We start from the raw sequence: 18,279 nt of genomic DNA, 5'->3' as shown, positions 1-18,279 counted from the left end.
CGCGCGCGCCGGGCGGCGAATTCAAACGCTGCCCGGCGGCCGCCCGGTCCATGACCCGTGGCGATGGCGAAAGGCGGGGCGTCGATCGTCGCGCGGGGCCGTTTTTCGAAACAGGGCGAGACCGGCGGATCGCGCCGAAGATGGGCGCCGGGCCCCGAGCCTTTCGCCCCGGCGCGGTCGACGGGGCGCGCCGGGACCGCGAAAAGGCCCGAAAACAGACCTGAAGACCGGCGTGCCGCGTCCGGGCGGGGCAGGGCCGGTTACGCCTTGTCGTCCTCGGCCTCTTTCTTGTTCTTCAGCTCGTCGTAATCGCTGGGATCGAAATCCTCGGGGTCGTAGGCGTCCTCGTCCTCGGGGATTCCGGTCACGTAGGTCGTCCCGGTCCTTTCGTCATAGGCCAGCCCGTAATTCGCGCGGCCCTCGGATTTGTAGCGCCGGTATTCGTGCAGGCCCGCATAGATGACGACCGCCGCGACCGGCAACAGGATGAGGACGGCGATCAGTTTGGCTTCCATGGAAACGCTCCTTTGCGGGGGTGGTCGGGGGAGGTGAGTGGTCGGGGCCAGCGCGTCCAGCGCGCTTCTCTGCCCGTCGATCCGGGCGGCAGAGATATCCCCGGACCGCCTGAGCATCAAGCTGTCCAAGATAGCGCGCCGGAGCGATCCGTCGAAGCGCGCCCGTGCCGCGCGCATCGGCAGCAAGACGGGCCCCGCCGGGGCCCGCCCGGTGTCGTCCCGGACGGCTGTGGCGCTATTCCTCCAGCGGCAGCGCGAAGGTGATCAGCTGGTCGCCCACCTGCGGCTTGAGGATCGGGTTGCCGCCCGCCACGAAGCTTACATATTGCCGCCCCTCGTGCTCGTAGACCGCCGGGATCGCGACCGCCGGGGCCTCCACCCGCCATTTCCAAAGCTCCTCGCCGGTCGCCGCCGAGAGCGCGCGGACATGGGCGTCCATCGAGGCGCCGATGAAGATCACGCCGCCCGCCGTCACCGCCGGGCCGCCCAAGGTCGGGCTGCCCCAGCTTTCGGGGGCGTAGAAGCCCCATTGCTGGGTCATGCCGAAGGGCCGCTCGTAGAGCCGTTCGCCGGTGTCGAGATCATAGGCGAGGATCGTGCCGAAGGGCGGCTTCCAGCAGGGCAGGCCGAGCGGGGTCAGGAAATTCTTCAGCTCGAAGCCGTAGGGCACGCCCTCTTGCGGGTAGAAGCCCTGCTCGGCGCCGCTGTCGCCCGCGACCTCCTCGTATTCCTCGCGCGGGATCATCCGCAGGATCTGCGCCACCTTCTGGGTGTTGACGTAGAAGGTGTTGGTGGTCGGATCGAGCGCGCCGCCGCCCCATTGCATGCCGCCCGCGGTGCCGGGATACATCAGCGTGCCGCCGCCTTCGGCGGTGGGCGGCGTGAACAGCCCCTCGTAGCGCAGGTTTTCCAGCGTCTCGGAGCAATAGCCGAAGCTGGTCAGGTCCGCGAGCCACCAGATGCCGGGCCATGTGTCGGAGGTGTTGGTGGGGGCGGGCACGTCGTAGAAGGGCTGGGTCGGGGCCGCCACTTCGCCGGGCAGGTCGGAGGCGGGCACGGGGCGTTCCTCCATGCCGAAGACCGGCTCGCCGGTTTCGCGGTTGAGCACGTAGAGCATGCCCTGCTTGGAGGTCTGGATCAGCGCCGGGATGGTTTCGCCGTCACGCTCGATGTCGACGAGCGTCGGCGCGGCGCCGGTGTCGTAATCCCAGATGTCGTGATGCACGAGCTGGCGCGACCAGATGATGTCGCCGGTGTTGGTGTCCACCGCCGTCACGGATGTCGCCAGCGGCAATTCTTCGGTGCGCGCGCCGCCATAATAGTTGGGCGAAGGCGAGGAGACCGGCATGTAGATGATGTCGCGCTCGGGATCGACGGTCATGTGGGTCCAGACATTGGCGGTGCCGGTGCGGTCCCACAGCTCCTTGGGGATGAAGTTCACGGTCCAGTCGAGTTCGCCGGTTTCGGCATCGACCGCGAAGACGGTGCCCGGAGGCGCCTGCGCGCTTTCCCAGTCCTTGCCGGCCCAGCCGATGAACAGGCGGCCATCATGCGCGACGGGCGGCTGCAACAGCGACAGCGGCCAGCGGTCATTGGTGTCGTTCCACTGGTTCACGTCGAGAATGCCGTTTTCGCCGAATTCCTCGCAGACGGCGCCGGTGTCGGCGTCGACGCTGTGCAGCTTGGCGTCCATCGTGCCGATATAGACGCGGCGCGCGCAGGCGCCGGTCGCGCCGGTGTCCCAGTAGGTGACGCCGCGGTTCTTGAGCGCGGGCTGGGTCAGCGCCTCCAGCCGGGCCTGGCTGTCATAGGACCAGCGTTCTTCGCCCGTGGCCGGGTCGAGCGCGAGAATGCGGTAGAAGGGCGTGCCGACATAGAGCGTGTCGTTGGCATAGACCGGCGTGGCCGACCACACGGTCTGCGGCAGCTCGCCCGAGCCGTCGGAGACGTCGCCGGTCTCGATCTCCCATGCGGGTTCGAGCTCGTGGACGTTCGCGTCGGTGATCTGGGTGAGGGGGCTGTATTTGCGGGCCTGCAGGTCGCCGTGAAAGCCGGGCCAGTCCTGCGCGCGCGCCTCCGGCGCGGGCAAAAGCGGCAGGGCGAGCAGGACGAGCGCAAAGGCCGGGCGGCGGTCATGCCCCTTGCGCGAGACAAGGTTCCAGACGGCGCCGATCGTGGCGAGGATCATCGCCCACATCGCGGTGTCCTGCATCAGGAAATAGGCCGCCACCGCCGTCAGCGCCGCGCCGAGCAGCACCAGCCATTTCAGCGTGACGTTGAGCCAGAAAGGCATCCATTTGAACAGCACGAGCCCCGAGGCGAGCGTCACCGCGACCGCCCCGAACAGCGCCAGCGCCGCCCCCGTGCTGCCGGCCACGCCGCTGTCGGGCCAGAGCCAGGCGATCAGCAGCGCCACCACCGCGACCGCCCCGGCGATCAGCGTAAGCCCCAGTCCGGGCTGTTTGTCACGGTATGTCATCGGGTTCCCTCACATTTGCCTCAGCTCAACGCGAGGTCGTGAGGCGGGTTCCCGCCGAACGGGCATGGGCGGGGGACCTTTGGCGGGCCGGGGGGAAGAAATGAAAAGGGCCGCGCCCCGGTGCGGAGCGCGGCCCTTTCAAGGCGCGATGCGAAACGGGCCTCAGGCCAGCATCATCATCGGGTTTTCCAGCGCCTCGGCGATCTGCTTGAGAAGCTCGGCGCCGAGCGCGCCGTCGATCACCCGGTGATCGACCGAGAGCGTCACCGACATCACGGTGGCCACCTCGATCTCGCCCGCGTCGTTCACCACCGGCTTCTTCACGCCCGCGCCGACCGCGAGGATCGCGCCATGCGGCGGGTTGATGACGGCGTCGAAATTGTCGATGCCGAACATGCCGAGGTTGGAGATCGCGAAGCTGCCGCCCTGGTATTCATGCGGGGCGAGCTTCTTGTCGCGCGCCCGCTTGGCCAGATCCTTCATCTGCGCCGAGAGCGAGCTGAGGGTGCGGGCCTCGGCGTCGCGCAGGACGGGGGTGAAGAGACCACCCTCGATGGCGACGGCCACGGCCACGTCCGACGGTTTCAGCTTGAGTACCCGGTCACCGGCCCAGACGGCGTTGGCATCCGGCACCGCCTGAAGGGCGAGGGCCGAGGCCTTGATGATGAAGTCGTTGACCGAGAGCTTCACGCCGCGGCTTTCGAGCTGCTTGTTGAGCTGGCTGCGGAACTTCAGCAGCGCGTCGAGACGGATGTCGCGGCGCAGGTAGAAATGCGGGATGGTCTGCTTGGCCTCGGTGAGACGCGCCGCGATGGTGCGGCGCATGCCGTCGAGCTTGACCTCCTCGAACTCCCGGTCCGCATACATCTTGCAGATCGCATCCGCCTGCACGCCGGGGGCGGCGGGCTCGGCCACGGGGGCCTTGCCGGCGTCGCCCTTGGGGGCTTCGGCGGCTTTTTCGGCGGCGGGCTGCGCGCCCGGCTTGGCGTTTTCGACATCGGCCTTGACGATGCGGCCATTGGGGCCGGAGCCCTCGATCCGGCTCAGGTCGAGACCCTTGTCCGCCGCGATCCGCCGCGCCAGAGGCGAGGCGAAGATGCGGCCGCCATCGCGGCCCTTGGGGGCAGGGCTGCCCGACGCGGCGGCTTCGCCGTCGCCGGACGACTTCTGCTGGGCCGCGCCGCCATCATCGCCATAGCCCTTGGCGGGCGATGTCTCGGCCTTGGGCGTGGCGGGTTCGGCGTGGCTGTCGGCGTCGCCCTGTTTGGGCGCGGTGGAGCTGTCGATGTCGTCGGCGCTCTCGCCCTCTTCGAGCAGCACGGCGATGGGGGTGTTGACCTTCACCCCCTCGGAGCCCTCTTCGATCAGGATCTTGCCGACGATGCCTTCGTCGACGGCCTCGAACTCCATCGTCGCCTTGTCGGTTTCGATCTCGGCCAGAAGGTCGCCGGAGGAGACGGTGTCACCCTCCTTGACCAGCCATTTCGCGAGCGTGCCTTCCTCCATGGTCGGCGACAGCGCGGGCATCAGGATTTCCGTTGGCATGTCTCGCGCCCCTTACTTGTAGGTCACTTTGCGCACCGCCTCGACGACCTCGTCGGTCGTCACCAGCGCGTGCTTCTCGAGGTTGGCGGCATAGGGCATCGGCACGTCCTTGCCGGTGCAGTTGATCACCGGCGCGTCGAGATGGTCGAACGCCTCCTGCATCAGCACGGTCGAGATGTAGCCGCCGACGGAGCCCTGCGGCCAGCCTTCCTCGACGGTGACGCAGCGGTTGGTCTTCTTGACGCTCTCGATGATCGCGTCGGTGTCCATGGGTCGGATCGTGCGCAGGTCGATCACCTCGGCCTCGATGCCGTCGGCGGCCAGCTTCTCGGCGGCCTCAAGTGCATAGGTCATGCCGATGCCGAACGACACGATGGTGACGTCCGTGCCTTCGCGGGCGATGCGCGCCTTGCCAAGCGGAATGGTGAAATCATCCATCACCGGCACCTCGAAGGAGCGGCCATAGAGGATCTCGTTTTCGAGGAAGATCACCGGGTTCGGGTCGCGGATCGCGGATTTCATCAACCCCTTCGCGTCGGCGGCGGAGTAGGGCATCACGACCTTGAGACCGGGGATCTGCATGAACCACGCGGCGTAGTCCTGGGAGTGCTGCGCGCCGACGCGGGCGGCGGCGCCGTTGGGGCCGCGGAACACCATCGGCGCGCCCATCTGGCCGCCCGACATGTAGAGCGTCTTGGCCGCCGAGTTGATGATCTGGTCCATCGCCTGCATGGCGAAGTTGAAGGTCATGAACTCCACGATCGGGCGCAGGCCGCCAAAGGCGGCACCCACCGCGATGCCGGTGAAGCCGTGCTCGGTGATCGGCGTGTCGACCACGCGCTTGGGGCCGAACTCGTCCAGCAGGCCCTGGGAGATCTTGTAGGCGCCCTGGTACTCGCCCACTTCCTCGCCCATCAGGAAGACGTTGTCCTCGCGGCGCATCTCCTCGGCCATGGCGTCGCGCAGCGCTTCGCGGACGGTCGTGGTCTTGGTCTCGGTGCCCTCGGGCCAGTCGGGGGTGCGCGGCGGCTTGGGAGCCGCGGCGGCGGGCGACGAGGCGGCGGGGCTGTCGGCGGGGACGGTGTCCTTGGGTTCGGCCTTGGTCTCTTCCTTGACCTCGGCCTTGGCATCGTCGCCGGTGTTGCCACCGGCGCTGTCGATGGCGGAGGCGTCCTCGCCTTCCTCCAGCAGCACGGCGATCGGGGTGTTGACCTTCACGCCCTCGGTGCCCTCGTCGATCAGGATCTTGCCGACGGTGCCTTCGTCGACGGCCTCGAATTCCATCGTGGCCTTGTCGGTTTCGATCTCGGCCAGGATGTCGCCGGAGGCGACGGTGTCGCCCTCCTTGACGAGCCACTTGGCGAGCGTGCCTTCCTCCATGGTCGGCGAGAGGGCGGGCATCAGAATTTCAGTCGCCATGGATCAGGCCTCCTGCGGGGCTTCTTTAGCGTAGATGTCGGTCCAGAGCTCTTCGAGCGCGGGCTCGGGGCTCTCCTTGGAGAACTCGGCGGACTCGTTGACGATCTCCTTGATCTCCTTGTCGATCGCCTTGAGATCGTCCTCGGTGGCGTGCTGGCCCGAAAGCAGCACCTGCCGGATCTGCTCGATCGGGTCGCGCTCCTCGCGCATCTTCTGCACTTCCTCGCGCGAGCGGTACTTCGCGGGGTCGGACATCGAATGGCCGCGGTAACGGTAGGTCTTGATCTCGAGGATGTAGGGGCCCTTGCCCTCGCGGCAGTGCTTCACCGCGCGCTCGCCGGCCTCTTTCACCGCCAGCACGTCCATGCCGTCGACTTCCTCGCCCTTGATGCCGTAGGCGGCGCCGCGTTCCCACAGCGAGGGCGACTTGGTCGAACGCTGGACGCTCGTGCCCATCGCGTACTGGTTGTTCTCGATCACGAAGACGACCGGAAGATCCCAAAGCTGGGCCATGTTGTAGGTCTCGTAGACCTGGCCCTGGTTGGCGGCGCCGTCCCCGAAATAGGAAAAGGTCACGCGGCCGTTTTCGAGATACTTGTCGGCAAAGGCGAGACCGGCGCCGATCGGCACCTGCGCGCCGACGATGCCATGGCCGCCGTAGAAGTGCTTTTCCTTCGAGAACATGTGCATGCTCCCGCCCTTGCCTTTGGAATAGCCGCCCTCGCGGCCCGTGAGCTCGGCCATCACGCCCTTGGGGTCCATGCCGCAGGCCAGCATGTGGCCGTGATCGCGGTAGGAGGTGACGCGCTTGTCGCCTTCTTCCGCCGCAGCCTCCAGCCCGACCACCACGGCCTCCTGGCCGATATAGAGGTGGCAGAAGCCGCCGATCAGACCCATGCCGTAAAGCTGGCCGGCCTTTTCCTCGAACCGGCGGATCAGCAGCATCTCTCGGTAGTAATGCTTGAGCTCATCGGCGGGGATGTTGGAGCCCTTGGGGGCAGGATTGGAACCCTTGGCGGGGCCTGTGTCGGAGGTCTTCCGGGTCGCCATGGCGTCTCCCTTCGCGCTGTGACGGATAGTTTAGCCTTGAACTATCACTTACAGAAGTTGGGCGGGATGCAACAGGGCAAACTCGACATGGCCGGAATGCAAAGCGCCGCGCCCCCCAAGGAGAACGCGGCGCTTGCGAAAAAGGGTCTTGAGGGTGCCGCTACGTCAGCGGATGACGATCTCGTCGGCGCGGATCATGCCGAGCACCTCGCGCGCGCGGGCGTCGAGAAGGTCGAGATCGAGATAGTCGTCCGACAGGCGCCGGGTCAGATTCTCCATGCGCGCCACTTCGCCGCGCAGGCTGGCGAGTTCCTTCTCCAGGCCACGGGCCTCGGCCTCCACCTCGGCGCGCCGGAACACGCCGTAATCGCCCTGCACCGCGGCGAAGGTGAAGTAGAGTCCGATCAGCAGCATGCCGATCAGGTAGAGGGCCGGGCCCAGAGAAGGGGTGCGTTTCATCACTGCTGTCTTGCCTCGTGTGCCACCTCTTTTTCGGGCGGCTGAAAATATCATGCCACGAAAAAGGCGGCGCGAACATCGCGTTCGCGCCGCCTTGGCGTGTTGTCGCCGGTCACCGTGACCGGTTTGCCGCGGTTTCGCCGCGACCCCGGTCCGGCCTGCGCGGCTCAGCCGCGGCCGAGATAGATGTCCTGCAGCTTGCCGAGCATCTCCAGCGCCTCTTCGCGCGGGCGCTGGAACGAGTTGCGGCCGATGATCGAGCCGTTGCCGCCGCCGTCGCGGATCGCGCGGGCGTCGTCATAGACCGAATCCGCGCCCTTCTTGGCGCCGCCGGAGAACACCATGATGCGCCGCCCGCCAAAGGCCGACTGCACGCAATGCTTCACCCGCGCCGCCTGAGTCGAGATGTCGATGTTCTCGGCCTCGTAGACCTTCTTGGCCTCAGGCAGCGACAGGTGGTCGGTCGACAGCTTGATCTTGATCACATGCGCGCCGATCAGGGCGGCGATCTGCGCGGCATAGGCGGCGATGTCGATCGCCGTTTCGCCGTCCTTGTCGAGCGCCTCGCCGCGCGGGTAGGACCAGATCACGGTCGCCACGCCCTTGGCGGCGGCTTCCTTGCGCATCTCGACGATCTCCTCGAACATGTCGAGCGCGCAGTCGGAGCCGGGATAGATGGTGAAGCCGATCGCCGAGCAGCCCAGCCGCAGCGCGTCGTCCACGCTCGCCGTCACGGCCTGGTTCTTGCCGGCGGTGCCGGACATCAGCGAGTTGGCGCTGTTGCATTTGAGGATGGTGGGGATCTGGCCCGCGAAGCTGTCGGCGCCCGCCTCGATCATGCCCAGAGGCGCGGCGAAGGCGTTCAGCCCCGCATCGATCGCCAGCTGGTAGTGGTAATGCGGGTCGTAGCCTTCGGGGTTGGGCGCGAAGCTGCGGGCGGGGCCGTGCTCGAAGCCCTGGTCGACGGGCAGGATGATCATCTTGCCGGTGCCGCCCAGCTTGCCGGCCATCAGCATCCGGGCGAGGTTCGCCTTCACGCCGGGGGTCTCGCCCTCGTAGTTGCGAAGGATGTCGCGGACGGTGTCGGTGGTCTGCATGGGGAGCCTTTCGGTTTGCGTTGCCGCAAACCTAGGGCGCCGCCCGGTGGCTCACAATCCTGTTAGCGCCACCGGGCGGCACTGTTAGCGCCACCAAAGCCCCGTGATCTCAGAGGCTTGGGAAATCAGGCCCGGCCATAGGCCCGGCCGGCCAGCCGGGCGGAGAGGCCGCGCGGCAGCACCCGGCCCGCAAAGGCGGCGAGTCGCGTCATGCCGCCGGGCACGACCGTCTGGCGCCGCGCCAGCATCGCCTCCCATCCCGCCTGCGCAACGTCGCGCGCGCGGGCGGGCCGCATCGGGCCGGAGGGGCCGTCGGCGGACATGCCGGCGGCGTCGAAGAAGCCGGTCTCGACCGGGCCGGGGCAGAGCGCGGTGACCGACACCTCGCTGTCCTCGGCCTCCAGCTCGGCGGTGACGGCGTCCGACAGCGACAGAAGATAGGCCTTGGTCGCGTGGTAGACCGCCATGCCGGGGCCGGGCACGAAGGCCGCGACCGAAGCGACGTTGAGCACGTGGCCCTCGCCATTGTGGCGCATGTGGCCGATGGCGGCCTGCATCAGCACGGTCGCCGCCGTGACGTTGACCGCGACGAGGCGCTCGGCCTCATCGGTGCCGCCATCGCCGAAGCGGCGGTTGAGCCCGAGACCGGCATTGTTGACGAGGATCTCGATGCGGCGGCCCTCGGAGGCCTCGCGCCACAGCCGCTCGGCGCCGCCGGGGCGGGCGAGATCGGCGGGGATCACGACGACCTCGACCCGCTGGCGCAGCTCGGCGGCCAGCGCCTCGAGCTTGTCCTCGGAACGGGCCGAGAGGATCAGGCGGCGACCGCCACGGGCCGCGATGCGGGCGAATTCTTCGCCGAGGCCCGACGAGGCCCCGGTGATGAGCGTCCAGCCGCGGCTTTGCGGGACGAGATCGGTGCGGGCGGATTGCATCTGGGTGTTGCCGCTCATGCGCCCAGCGCCTTCACGCCCGGCAGCACCTTGCCTTCCATCCATTCCAGAAACGCCCCCCCGGCGGTCGAGACATAGGAGAAATCCTCCGCGACGCCCGCGGCGTTGAGCGCGGCGACGGTGTCGCCGCCGCCCGCCACGGAGACGAGCTTGCCCGCGCGGGTCAGCTCGGCGGCTTTTTTCGCCGCCGTCACGGTGCCGCGGTCGAAGGGCGCGATCTCGAAGGCCCCGAGCGGCCCGTTCCAGACCAGCGTCTTGGCGTTTTCCAGCGCCATCTCGACATGCGCGACGCTGTCGGGCCCGGCGTCGAGGATCATCGCGTCGGATGGCGTGTCCTCGGCCTTGACGACCTCGCTTTCGGCGCCCGCCTTGAACTCGCGCGCCACCACGACGTCGCGCGGCAGCAGGATGGTGCAGCCTTTTTCGGCGGCCTTGGCGGCGATGTCGCGGGCGGTGCCGGTCAGGTCGTGCTCGCACAGCGATTTGCCGACGTCCAGGCCCTGGGCGGCAAGAAAGGTGTTGGCCATGCCGCCGCCGATCACCAGCGTGTCAACCTTTTCGACGAGGTTCGACAGCAGGTCGAGCTTGGTCGACACCTTCGCGCCGCCGACCACGGCGACGACGGGACGGTCGGGCGTGCCGAGCGCCTTTTCCAGGGCCTGCAGCTCCTCGGCCATCAGCCGGCCCGCGGCGCAGGGCAGCAGCCGCGCCAGCGCCTCGGTCGAGGCGTGGGCGCGGTGCGCCGCCGAGAAGGCGTCGTTGACGTAGACATCGCCCAGATGCGCCAGCTTTTCGGCGAAATCGCCGTCATTGGCCTCTTCGCCCGCGTGAAAGCGGGTGTTTTCCAGAAGCAGCACCTCGCCATCGGCGAGCGCGTCGACCGCCGCCTGCGCATCCTCGCCGATGCAATCCGCGGCGAAGGCGACCTTGCGGCCGAGTTTCTCTTCGAGCGCGGGCAGGATCTGTTTGAGCGACATGTCGGGGACGACGCGGCCCTTGGGCCGGTCGAAATGCGCCAGCAGGATCACCCGCCCGCCTTTTTCGGCGATGTCGGTCACGGTCGGCACGATGCGCGCGATCCGGGTGGCGTCGGTGACGCGGCCCGCCTCGACGGGCACGTTCACGTCCACTCTCACGAGGACCCGTTTGCCCGCGAGATCCAACTCGTCGATCGTCTTCCAGCCCATGCGCCGTCCTTTCCGTTTCTGCTTGGCGAATAGGTAGCGCCCGGGGCCGGGGCTCTCAAGCCATTGGCTTACGCGCGGCGCCGCCTTATGTCGGGGGCAAAGCAGCAGGAGGACCGGCAATGGCCGAGATCAAGGACCCCGAGAACACCATCATCATCGAGCTCAAGGACGGCCCGGTGGTGATCGAGCTTCTGCCCGACGTGGCGCCCAAGCATGCCGAGCGGATGAAGGAGCTGGCCCGCGCCGGTGCCTATGACAACGTCGCCTTCCACCGCGTGATCGACGGCTTCATGGCGCAGACCGGCGACGTGGAGCACGCCAACATGGAAAAGGACTACAACCCGCGCCGCGCCGGCACCGGCGGGTCGGACAAGCCGGATCTTCCGGCGGAGTTTTCCAACGTGCCGCATGACCGGGGCACGCTGGGGGCGGCGCGTTCGGCCAACCCGAACTCGGCCAACAGCCAGTTCTTCATCAATTTCAGCAACAACCATTTCCTCAACAAGCAATACACGGTCTATGGCCGCGTGATCGAGGGGATGGAGCATGTCGACAAGATCACCAAGGGCGAGCCGCCCGCGAACCCCGACCGGATGATCAGCGTCAAGGTGGCCGCCGATGCGTAAGCTCGCGGTTCTTCTCGCGCTCGCCGCGTCGCCCGCCGCCGCCACCGGGATCGAGATCGACGTCGCCGGCGAGGCCGAGGGCACGATCAGCATCGACCTGTTCGAGGATGTCGCGCCCAACCATGTCGAGCAGATCACCGCGCTGGCGGGCGACGGCGCCTATGACGGCGTGGTGTTCCACCGCGTGATCGACGGCTTCATGGCGCAGACCGGCGACGTGGAGTTCGGCCGGACGGGCGGCGACATGTCGATGGCCGGCATGGGCGGCTCCGAGCGCGACGATCTCGTGCAGGAGTTCTCGGACAGGCCGTTCGAGCGCGGCACCGTGGGCATGGCCCGCAGCCAGGACCCGAATTCGGCCAACAGCCAGTTCTTCATCATGTTCGCGCCGGGCGATTTCCTCAACGGCCAGTACACGGTCGTGGGCGAGGTGACCGACGGGCTCGACGTGCTCGACGCGATCAAGCGCGGCGAGGGGGCGAACGGCGCCGTGATCGGCGCGCCGGACGTGATGCGCGAGGTGCGCGTCACCGAGTGACGCCGCCTGCCGCGGCCCCGGCGGGCCGCGGCAATCCCTCAGGCGTCGGGCAGCAGCCGCGGCGCCGGAAAGCGGATCTCGATCCGGGTGCCTTCCGCGCCGCTGCGGCGGAAGATCTCGCCATTCACCCGCGCCACCGAGGCGTCGATGATCTGCCGGCCAAGGCCGCTGCCGCGTTCGGGGGCGGCTTCGAGCCGGTCGCTGCCGACGCCGTCATCGACGACCGACAGGCGGGCTTCGCCGCCCGCCAGCTCCAGCGCCACGTCGATCCGGCCGTCGCGGCCTTCGGGAAAGGCGTGCTTGGCGGCGTTGGCCACGGCTTCGTTGAGCAGCAGCGCCAGCGAGGCCGCGACCTCGGAGCGCACCATCAGCGGCACCAGCCGGTGGCGGATCGCGACGTTCGGGGGCAGGGTGGTTTCGAGATGCCGGATGATGTCCGGCAGGAACTGGTGCAGGGCGATCTCGTTGCGGGCCGACACCTTGTGCAGCTCCGCGTGCAGAAGCGAGATCGCCGAGAGCCGGTCGATGGTTTCGGACAGCGCCTCGCGGGTTTCGTCGCTGCGGGCCTGCGCGCGCTGGATGCGGACCAGGGCGGTCACCATCTGCAGCGAATTCTTGACCCTGTGATCGACCTCGCTGGCCAGCGTTTCCTGCGCCGCCAGCGCGCGGCGCAGCTCCATCCGGCGCGTCACCTGCCGCGCGAGGATGATCAGGAGCCGCTTGGTGGCGTCCGAAAGCCGGCGCGGCTTGCGGTCGAGAATGCACAGCGCGCCGATCGGCGTGGTGTCGCCCAGCTTGAGAATCGCGCCGCCGTAATAGCGGATCGGGTCGGGGCCGGTGACCAGCGGGTTGTCGCGGGTGCGCGGGTCGGCGGCGGTGTCCTCGATTTCGAGAAAATCGGGACCGGAGAGCCCGTGCGCGCAGATCGACTCGTCCATCGTGTAATCGCGCTGCTGCGTGCCGAAGGCCGATTTCGCCCATTGACGTTCGTCGTTGACCAGCGTGACCAGCGAGATCGGCGCTTCGCAGATCTCCGCGGCATAGCTGGTGATCTCGTCGAAATCGGCCTCGTCTTCGCTGTCCATGATTCCCAGCGACCGGATCGCTTCGGCCCGGCGTTCGCTCGTATGGTCGAAGACGTCTCTCACAGGCTCACTTTCTTACCGGTACCACCGCGTGCATGGCGGTCATTCGCAAATCGGCCGCGCGGTTCCACCGCTCTTAAGTGCCGCAGAAGGTCTTGTCGACTTTCTCATGCCCGGCTGGCGGCGCAACATGGATTTTGGCCAGCGCCGGATCCGGCTCGAAGGGCGCGGTCACCACCGTGAGCATGTCGTCGAACACGGAAAGATCGCCCGCCATGGCGGCGGTGATGGTGGCTTCGATGCGGTGCAGCCGCGGCACCACGACCGGGTTGGCCGCCGCCGCGACGGACAGGTCCGGCCCGCGCGCCCGCCAGCGGGCGATCCAGTCGGCATCCGCGCCGCTGCGCTCGGGCGCATCCTCGGCCAGTGCCCTGAAGCCGTTGGTGAAATCGGTGCCCGCCGCGCTCATGGCGGTGAGCAGCGCCTCGATCAGCGCGCGATCTTCGGGGGTGGGTTCGGCCAGCCCGATCTTGGCGCCGAAACGGTCGAGCCATGCGGATTGGTAGAGATCGGCAAAGCGGTTGATGATGGCGGTGAAATCCTCGACCGCGCGGTCCTGATTGGGCATCAGCGGCACCAGCGCGGTGGCGAATTGCGCGATGTTCCACAGCGCCACCTGCGGCTGGTTGCCATAGGCGTAGCGGCCATGCGCGTCGATCGAGGAAAAGACCCGGCCCGGATGGTAGCCGTCCATGAAGGCGCAGGGGCCGTAATCGATGGTTTCGCCCGCGACCGAACAATTGTCGGTGTTCATCACGCCGTGGATGAAGCCGAGGCTCATCCATCGGGCGATCAGATCGGCCTGCCGGGCCACCATCTGCGCCAGCATCTCCGGCACGCTGCCCGCGTCGGGGTAGTGCCGCGCCATGGTGTGATCGGCCAGCGCGCGCAGCCCGTCATGATCGCCGCGCGCGGTGAGGATCTGGAAGGTGCCGACGCGGATATGGCTTTGCGCGACGCGGGTCAGCACCGCGCCGGGCAGGACGGTCTCGCGGATCACCTCTTCGCCGGTGGTGACGGCGGCGAGCGCGCGGGTGGTCGGCACGCCGAGCGCATGCATCGCCTCGCTCATGATGTATTCGCGGATCACCGGCCCGAGCCAGGCCCGCCCGTCGCCCATGCGGGAATAGGGTGTGCGCCCCGACCCCTTGAGCGCGATGTCGCGGCGGATGCCGTCGGGGCCGAGGATTTCGCCCAGAAGGATCGCCCGCCCATCGCCGAGCTGCGGGTTCCACTGGCCGAACTGGTGCCCGGCATAAAGCTGGGCCAGCGGCGCCGCCCCGTCGGGCACGGCGTTGCCGGCAAAGACGCGCAGCCCTTCATCCGAGCGCAGCGCCTGCGCATCGAGGTCGAGATCGCGCGCGAGGCGGTCGTTCAGCGCGATCCAGCCGGGGCTGGCCACCGGCACCGGCGCCTGCCGGGTGAACAGGCGGTCGGGCAGGCGGGCGTAGCTGTTGTCGAAGGGGATATGCAGGCTCATGGCTTCGATCTATGCCCTGCGCGGCCTGCGCCAAGCGTGGCGGGCCCGAAATTCCGCGAAACCGGCCACTTTGTTCCCAAAATACGCAAATCCACCGGCCTCGGCCCGCGCCATGGTCCCGGTCAGAGCCGCTCGATCCGCTCGCTCAGCAGATCGAAGAGCCCGTCGCGGTCGACATCGCCGAGAAACAGCGCGTTCCTGGGCCGGTCGGTCACGCCCCACCAATCGGCCACGGTCATGCCCAGCGTCAGCTCCGATCCGGTTTCGATCTCGACATTGATCTCGCGACCCGAGAAGAGATCCGGGCGCAGCAGCCACGCGATGACGCAAGGATCATGCAGCGGCGCGCCTTCGGAGCCGTATTTCTCGGTGTCGAAGCGTTCGAAGAAATCGGTCCAGCTCGCGACCACCTCGCCGATCCGCCCCATGCCGCGCATCCTGGCGATCCAGTCCTTGGAGGTGAGCGCCTTGTGCGTGGCATCGAGCGGCAGGACGGTGATGGGGCGGCCGCAGGCGAAGACCTCGCTCGCGGCCTCGGGATCGACATAGATGTTGAACTCGGCCGCCGGGGTGATGTTGCCGCCTTCGAAGAAGCCGCCGCCCATCAGCACTATGCGCTGCACGCGCGCGACGATGTCGGGGGCGCGGCGAAAGGCGGTGGCGATGTTGGTGAGCGGCCCGAGCGGGCAGAGCGTGACGGTGTTCTCCGGCTCGCGGCGCAGCGTGTCGATGATGAAATCGACGCCGTCCTGCTCCTGAAGCGGCAGGCTGGGATCGGGCAGGGTGATGCCGTCGAGCCCGGTCTTGCCGTGCACGTGTTCGGCGGTGACGAGCGGGCGGGCGATGGGGGCTGCGCAGCCCGCGAAGACCGGCGTGTCGCGGCCCGCCAGTTCGACCACCTGGCGCGCGTTGCGCTGGGTCAGGTCGAGCGGCACGTTGCCGGCGACGGCGGTGAGGCCGAGCACCTGAAGCTCGGGCGAGGCGAGGGCGAGCAGGATGGCGACGGCGTCGTCCTGACCGGGATCGGTGTCGATGATGATCTTCTGCGCGGCCATGTGGTCCTCCCTCGTGAAGATCACAGGAAGGCAGGAACGCCGCGCGGGGGCAAGCCTCGCGCGGCGTCAGCGGCTCAGACGCGCGCCTCGGGGCCGCGCGACAGGGCGGCGACGCCGGTGCGGGCCAGCTCGGTGAGCCCGAGCGGGCGCATCAGGTCGGCGAAGGCGTCGATCTTTTCGGGCGTGCCGGTGATCTCGAACACGAAGCTTTCGAGCGTCGAGTCGACCACGTTGGCGCGAAAGATGTCGGCGAGGCGCAGCGCCTCGACCCGGTGATCGCCTTCGCCGCGCACCTTGAACAGCGCCAGTTCGCGTTCGACCGTGGGGCCTTCGACGGTAAGGTCATGCACCTCGTGGACCGGCACGATGCGGCCCAGTTGCGCCTTGATCTGTTCGATCACCTGCGGCGTGCCGGAGGTGACGAGGGTGATGCGCGACATGTGGCCGGTGTGGTCGATCTCGGCCACGGTGAGGCTTTCGATGTTGTAGCCGCGGCCCGAGAACAGGCCGATGACGCGGGCCAGCACGCCGGGTTCGTTCTCGACGATCACGGCGAGGGTGTGGCGTTCCTCGATGTCGGAATAGACCGAGCGGAGGTTGTAGGCGGAGTGGCTGGTCGAGCCTTCCTTGATGTTCAGCATGGGGTCGCTCCCTGTCCGGCGCTGGGCCGGAAAATTGCAATTTTCCGGGCGTTTCCTTGGAAGGAAACGCGGTTACACCAGCACCGCGCCGCCGGCCTCGATGGCATGCGCGGTCGAGACCTCGCCCATCAGCATCTCGTTATGCGCCTTGCCAGACGGGATCATCGGGAAGCAGTTCTCGTGCTTTTCGACGAGGCAGTCGAAGATGACGGGGCCGTCATAGTCGAGCATCTCCATGATCGCGTCGTCGAGATCGGCGGGATCCTTGCACAGGATCCCCTTGGCGCCGAAGGCCTCCGCGAGCTTGACGAAATCCGGCAGCGCCTCGGACCAGCTTTGCGAATAGCGCTCGCCATGCAAGAGCTCCTGCCACTGGCGCACCATGCCGAGGCGTTCGTTGTTGAGGATGAACTGCTTGACCGGCAGGCGGTATTGCACGGCGGTGCCCATCTCCTGCATGTTCATCAGCCACGAGGCTTCGCCCGCGACGTTGATCACGAGGCTGTCGGGATGCGCCATCTGCACGCCGACCGAGGCCGGGAAACCGTAGCCCATGGTCCCGAGGCCGCCGGAGGTCATCCAGCGGTTCGGATCCTCGAAGCCGAGATATTGCGCGGCCCACATCTGGTGCTGGCCGACCTCGGTGGTGATGTAGCGGTCGCGGTCCTTGGTCAGCGCCTCGAGCCGTTGCAGCGCGTATTGCGGCTTGATCACCTTGTCGGAGTTGCGGAAGGACAGGCAGTCGCGCGCGCGCCATTCGCCGATCTGCGCCTGCCACTGCGCCAGCCCCTCGCGGTCGGTCTTGCGGCCGCGCGCGCTCCATGCCGCCATCAGGTCGCCGAGCACGTTGGCGACGTCGCCGATGATCGGGATGTCGGTGCGGATCACCTTGTTGAGCGAGGAGGGGTCGATGTCGATATGCGCGCGCACGGAGTTGGGCGAAAACGCGTCGATGCGCCCGGTGATGCGGTCGTCGAAGCGCGCGCCGATGCAGATCAGCAGGTCGCAGCCATGCATCGCCATGTTGGCTTCGTAAAGCCCGTGCATGCCGAGCATGCCGAGCCACTGCTCTCCGCTCGCGGGGTAGGCGCCGAGGCCCATCAGCGTCGAGGTGATCGGAAAGCCGGTCGCCGCGACCAGATCGCGCAAAAGCTTGCTCGCCTCGGGGCCGGAATTGATGACGCCGCCGCCGGTATAGAAGACCGGGCGCTTGGCGGTTTCCATGGCCCGCGCCAGCGCCTCGATCGCCGCCGGGTCGCCCTTGACGGGCGGGGCGTAGCGGGTCGGGCGGGTTTCCTTGCCGCCATAGGTGCCGGTGGCGAACTGCACGTCCTTGGGGATGTCGATCAGCACCGGGCCGGGGCGGCCGGCGGTGGCGACGTGGAACGCCTCGTGCAGCGTCGCGCCGAGGCGGTCGGTCTCCTTGACCAGCCAGTTGTGCTTGGTGCAGGGGCGGGTGATGCCGACCGTGTCGGCCTCCTGGAACGCGTCCGAGCCGATCATGAAGGTCGGCACCTGCCCCGACAGCACGACGATCGGGATGGAATCCAAAAGCGCGTCGGTCAGCCCGGTGACGGCGTTGGTGGCGCCGGGGCCGGAGGTGACGATGGCGACGCCCGGCTTGCCGGTGGAGCGGGCATAGCCTTCGGCGGCGTGGATCGCGCCCTGTTCGTGGCGCACGAGCACGTGGCGGATGTCGTTTTGCTGGAACAGCTCGTCATAGATCGGCAGCACCGCGCCGCCGGGATAGCCGAACACCGTGTCGACGCCCTGATCCCTCAGCGCCTGGACGACCATCTTCGCGCCGGTCATCTGTCCGCCCGTTTGCTCCGTCTGCCCTGTCATCGTGCCCGTGTCCTGTCTGTCTGCCGCGCCCTGCGTACAAAAAAGCCCCCGGTGATCCGGGGGCGCATGGTCGACCGTCATGGTCCCTGCCGTCACCGGCCCACGCGCCCTACCTCACCGATTACGAGGAGAAGATCCATGCTCTCCGGTCCTTTGATGCTCCGCCCGCGCAGATATGCACGGGCGGGCGAGAGCGTCAACCGCAAACGGCGGATAAAGTGTCGTGGATTCGGCAGTAACGGCAA

General features: G+C 67.9%; 16 protein-coding genes. 2 read left to right on the top strand and 14 right to left on the bottom strand.

All coding sequences use genetic code 11. The annotated features are described in order from the left end of the window. Window positions 1–260 precede the first annotated feature (260 nt). From LOKHON_RS01675 to LOKHON_RS01635, 9 genes are all read right to left on the bottom strand, one after another. Window positions 261–515 (bottom strand): hypothetical protein, encoded by a 255-nt coding sequence (locus LOKHON_RS01675; RefSeq protein WP_017929452.1) that lies wholly within the window; start codon window positions 513–515, stop codon window positions 261–263. A gap of 235 nt (window positions 516–750) precedes the next feature. After that, entirely contained in the window at window positions 751–2,994 is a 2,244-nt protein-coding gene (locus LOKHON_RS01670; protein ID WP_017929451.1) for a pyrroloquinoline quinone-dependent dehydrogenase, read from the bottom strand. A 162-nt stretch (window positions 2,995–3,156) separates the two neighbouring features. Continuing rightward, window positions 3,157–4,539 (bottom strand): pyruvate dehydrogenase complex dihydrolipoamide acetyltransferase, encoded by a 1,383-nt coding sequence (locus LOKHON_RS01665; RefSeq protein ID WP_026147588.1) that lies wholly within the window; start codon window positions 4,537–4,539, stop codon window positions 3,157–3,159. 12 nt (window positions 4,540–4,551) lie between these two features. After that, on the bottom strand, window positions 4,552–5,958 hold the full coding sequence (locus LOKHON_RS01660) for a pyruvate dehydrogenase complex E1 component subunit beta (protein WP_017929449.1): 1,407 nt from the start codon (window positions 5,956–5,958) through the stop codon (window positions 4,552–4,554). A 3-nt stretch (window positions 5,959–5,961) separates the two neighbouring features. After that, the gene (gene pdhA / locus LOKHON_RS01655) at window positions 5,962–7,008 is read right to left on the bottom strand and encodes a pyruvate dehydrogenase (acetyl-transferring) E1 component subunit alpha (protein WP_017929448.1); all 1,047 of its coding nucleotides are present in this window, start codon (window positions 7,006–7,008) and stop codon (window positions 5,962–5,964) included. 165 nt (window positions 7,009–7,173) lie between these two features. Then, entirely contained in the window at window positions 7,174–7,467 is a 294-nt protein-coding gene (locus LOKHON_RS01650) for an FtsB family cell division protein (RefSeq protein WP_017929447.1), read from the bottom strand. Between the two features lie 167 nt (window positions 7,468–7,634). After that, complete coding sequence (locus LOKHON_RS01645) at window positions 7,635–8,564, bottom strand: class I fructose-bisphosphate aldolase (RefSeq protein ID WP_017929446.1); 930 nt, start codon at window positions 8,562–8,564, stop codon at window positions 7,635–7,637. 125 nt (window positions 8,565–8,689) lie between these two features. After that, window positions 8,690–9,517 (bottom strand): SDR family NAD(P)-dependent oxidoreductase, encoded by an 828-nt coding sequence (locus LOKHON_RS01640; RefSeq protein WP_017929445.1) that lies wholly within the window; start codon window positions 9,515–9,517, stop codon window positions 8,690–8,692. Continuing rightward, window positions 9,514–10,704, bottom strand: a complete 1,191-nt coding sequence (locus LOKHON_RS01635) for a phosphoglycerate kinase (RefSeq protein ID WP_017929444.1) — start codon at window positions 10,702–10,704, stop codon at window positions 9,514–9,516. The genes LOKHON_RS01640 and LOKHON_RS01635 overlap by 4 nt, the downstream gene beginning before the upstream one ends. A 119-nt stretch (window positions 10,705–10,823) precedes the next feature. Between LOKHON_RS01635 and LOKHON_RS01630 the strand changes: the two genes are divergently transcribed. Next, complete coding sequence (locus LOKHON_RS01630; RefSeq protein ID WP_017929443.1) at window positions 10,824–11,330, top strand: peptidylprolyl isomerase; 507 nt, start codon at window positions 10,824–10,826, stop codon at window positions 11,328–11,330. Continuing rightward, on the top strand, window positions 11,323–11,868 hold the full coding sequence (locus LOKHON_RS01625; protein ID WP_017929442.1) for a peptidylprolyl isomerase: 546 nt from the start codon (window positions 11,323–11,325) through the stop codon (window positions 11,866–11,868). Before LOKHON_RS01630 ends, LOKHON_RS01625 begins: the two co-directional genes overlap by 8 nt. Window positions 11,869–11,906: 38 nt before the next feature. Here the strand turns inward: LOKHON_RS01625 and LOKHON_RS01620 are convergent, their stop codons facing one another. The 5 genes from LOKHON_RS01620 to LOKHON_RS01600 form a co-directional block, all read right to left on the bottom strand. Beyond that, on the bottom strand, window positions 11,907–13,016 hold the full coding sequence (locus LOKHON_RS01620; protein ID WP_017929441.1) for a sensor histidine kinase: 1,110 nt from the start codon (window positions 13,014–13,016) through the stop codon (window positions 11,907–11,909). 73 nt (window positions 13,017–13,089) lie between these two features. After that, entirely contained in the window at window positions 13,090–14,493 is a 1,404-nt protein-coding gene (locus LOKHON_RS01615; RefSeq protein ID WP_017929440.1) for a protein adenylyltransferase SelO, read from the bottom strand. Window positions 14,494–14,615: 122 nt separating this feature from the next. Beyond that, window positions 14,616–15,548: a nucleoside hydrolase gene (locus LOKHON_RS01610; protein WP_017929439.1), complete on the bottom strand. Its 933-nt coding sequence runs from the start codon at window positions 15,546–15,548 to the stop codon at window positions 14,616–14,618. 74 nt (window positions 15,549–15,622) lie between these two features. After that, the gene (gene ilvN / locus LOKHON_RS01605) at window positions 15,623–16,189 is read right to left on the bottom strand and encodes an acetolactate synthase small subunit (RefSeq protein WP_017929438.1); all 567 of its coding nucleotides are present in this window, start codon (window positions 16,187–16,189) and stop codon (window positions 15,623–15,625) included. Window positions 16,190–16,261: 72 nt separating this feature from the next. After that, a complete protein-coding gene (locus LOKHON_RS01600) occupies window positions 16,262–18,034 on the bottom strand; it encodes an acetolactate synthase 3 large subunit (protein ID WP_017929437.1) in 1,773 nt (590 codons plus the stop codon). Window positions 18,035–18,279 lie beyond the last annotated feature (245 nt).

It is taken from the genome of Limimaricola hongkongensis DSM 17492 (assembly GCF_000600975.2).
In the GTDB taxonomy this organism is placed as follows: domain Bacteria; phylum Pseudomonadota; class Alphaproteobacteria; order Rhodobacterales; family Rhodobacteraceae; genus Limimaricola; species Limimaricola hongkongensis.
The sequence above is the reverse complement of the archived record's forward strand: the minus strand, read 5'-3'. Positions and strand labels throughout refer to the sequence as shown.

Bases quoted from the DNA above. Each gene is read 5' to 3' on its own strand.
- LOKHON_RS01675 (WP_017929452.1), bottom strand. From the start codon at position 515: ATGGAAGCCAAACTGATCGCCGTCCTCATCCTGTTGCCGGTCGCGGCG.
- LOKHON_RS01670 (WP_017929451.1), bottom strand. From the start codon at position 2,994: ATGACATACCGTGACAAACAGCCCGGACTGGGGCTTACGCTGATCGCC.
- LOKHON_RS01665 (WP_026147588.1), bottom strand. From the start codon at position 4,539: ATGCCAACGGAAATCCTGATGCCCGCGCTGTCGCCGACCATGGAGGAA.
- LOKHON_RS01660 (WP_017929449.1), bottom strand. From the start codon at position 5,958: ATGGCGACTGAAATTCTGATGCCCGCCCTCTCGCCGACCATGGAGGAA.
- pdhA (WP_017929448.1), bottom strand. From the start codon at position 7,008: ATGGCGACCCGGAAGACCTCCGACACAGGCCCCGCCAAGGGTTCCAAT.
- LOKHON_RS01650 (WP_017929447.1), bottom strand. From the start codon at position 7,467: ATGAAACGCACCCCTTCTCTGGGCCCGGCCCTCTACCTGATCGGCATG.
- LOKHON_RS01645 (WP_017929446.1), bottom strand. From the start codon at position 8,564: ATGCAGACCACCGACACCGTCCGCGACATCCTTCGCAACTACGAGGGC.
- LOKHON_RS01640 (WP_017929445.1), bottom strand. From the start codon at position 9,517: ATGAGCGGCAACACCCAGATGCAATCCGCCCGCACCGATCTCGTCCCG.
- LOKHON_RS01635 (WP_017929444.1), bottom strand. From the start codon at position 10,704: ATGGGCTGGAAGACGATCGACGAGTTGGATCTCGCGGGCAAACGGGTC.
- LOKHON_RS01630 (WP_017929443.1), top strand. From the start codon at position 10,824: ATGGCCGAGATCAAGGACCCCGAGAACACCATCATCATCGAGCTCAAG.
- LOKHON_RS01625 (WP_017929442.1), top strand. From the start codon at position 11,323: ATGCGTAAGCTCGCGGTTCTTCTCGCGCTCGCCGCGTCGCCCGCCGCC.
- LOKHON_RS01615 (WP_017929440.1), bottom strand. From the start codon at position 14,493: ATGAGCCTGCATATCCCCTTCGACAACAGCTACGCCCGCCTGCCCGAC.
- LOKHON_RS01610 (WP_017929439.1), bottom strand. From the start codon at position 15,548: ATGGCCGCGCAGAAGATCATCATCGACACCGATCCCGGTCAGGACGAC.
- ilvN (WP_017929438.1), bottom strand. From the start codon at position 16,189: ATGCTGAACATCAAGGAAGGCTCGACCAGCCACTCCGCCTACAACCTC.
- LOKHON_RS01600 (WP_017929437.1), bottom strand. From the start codon at position 18,034: ATGACAGGGCAGACGGAGCAAACGGGCGGACAGATGACCGGCGCGAAG.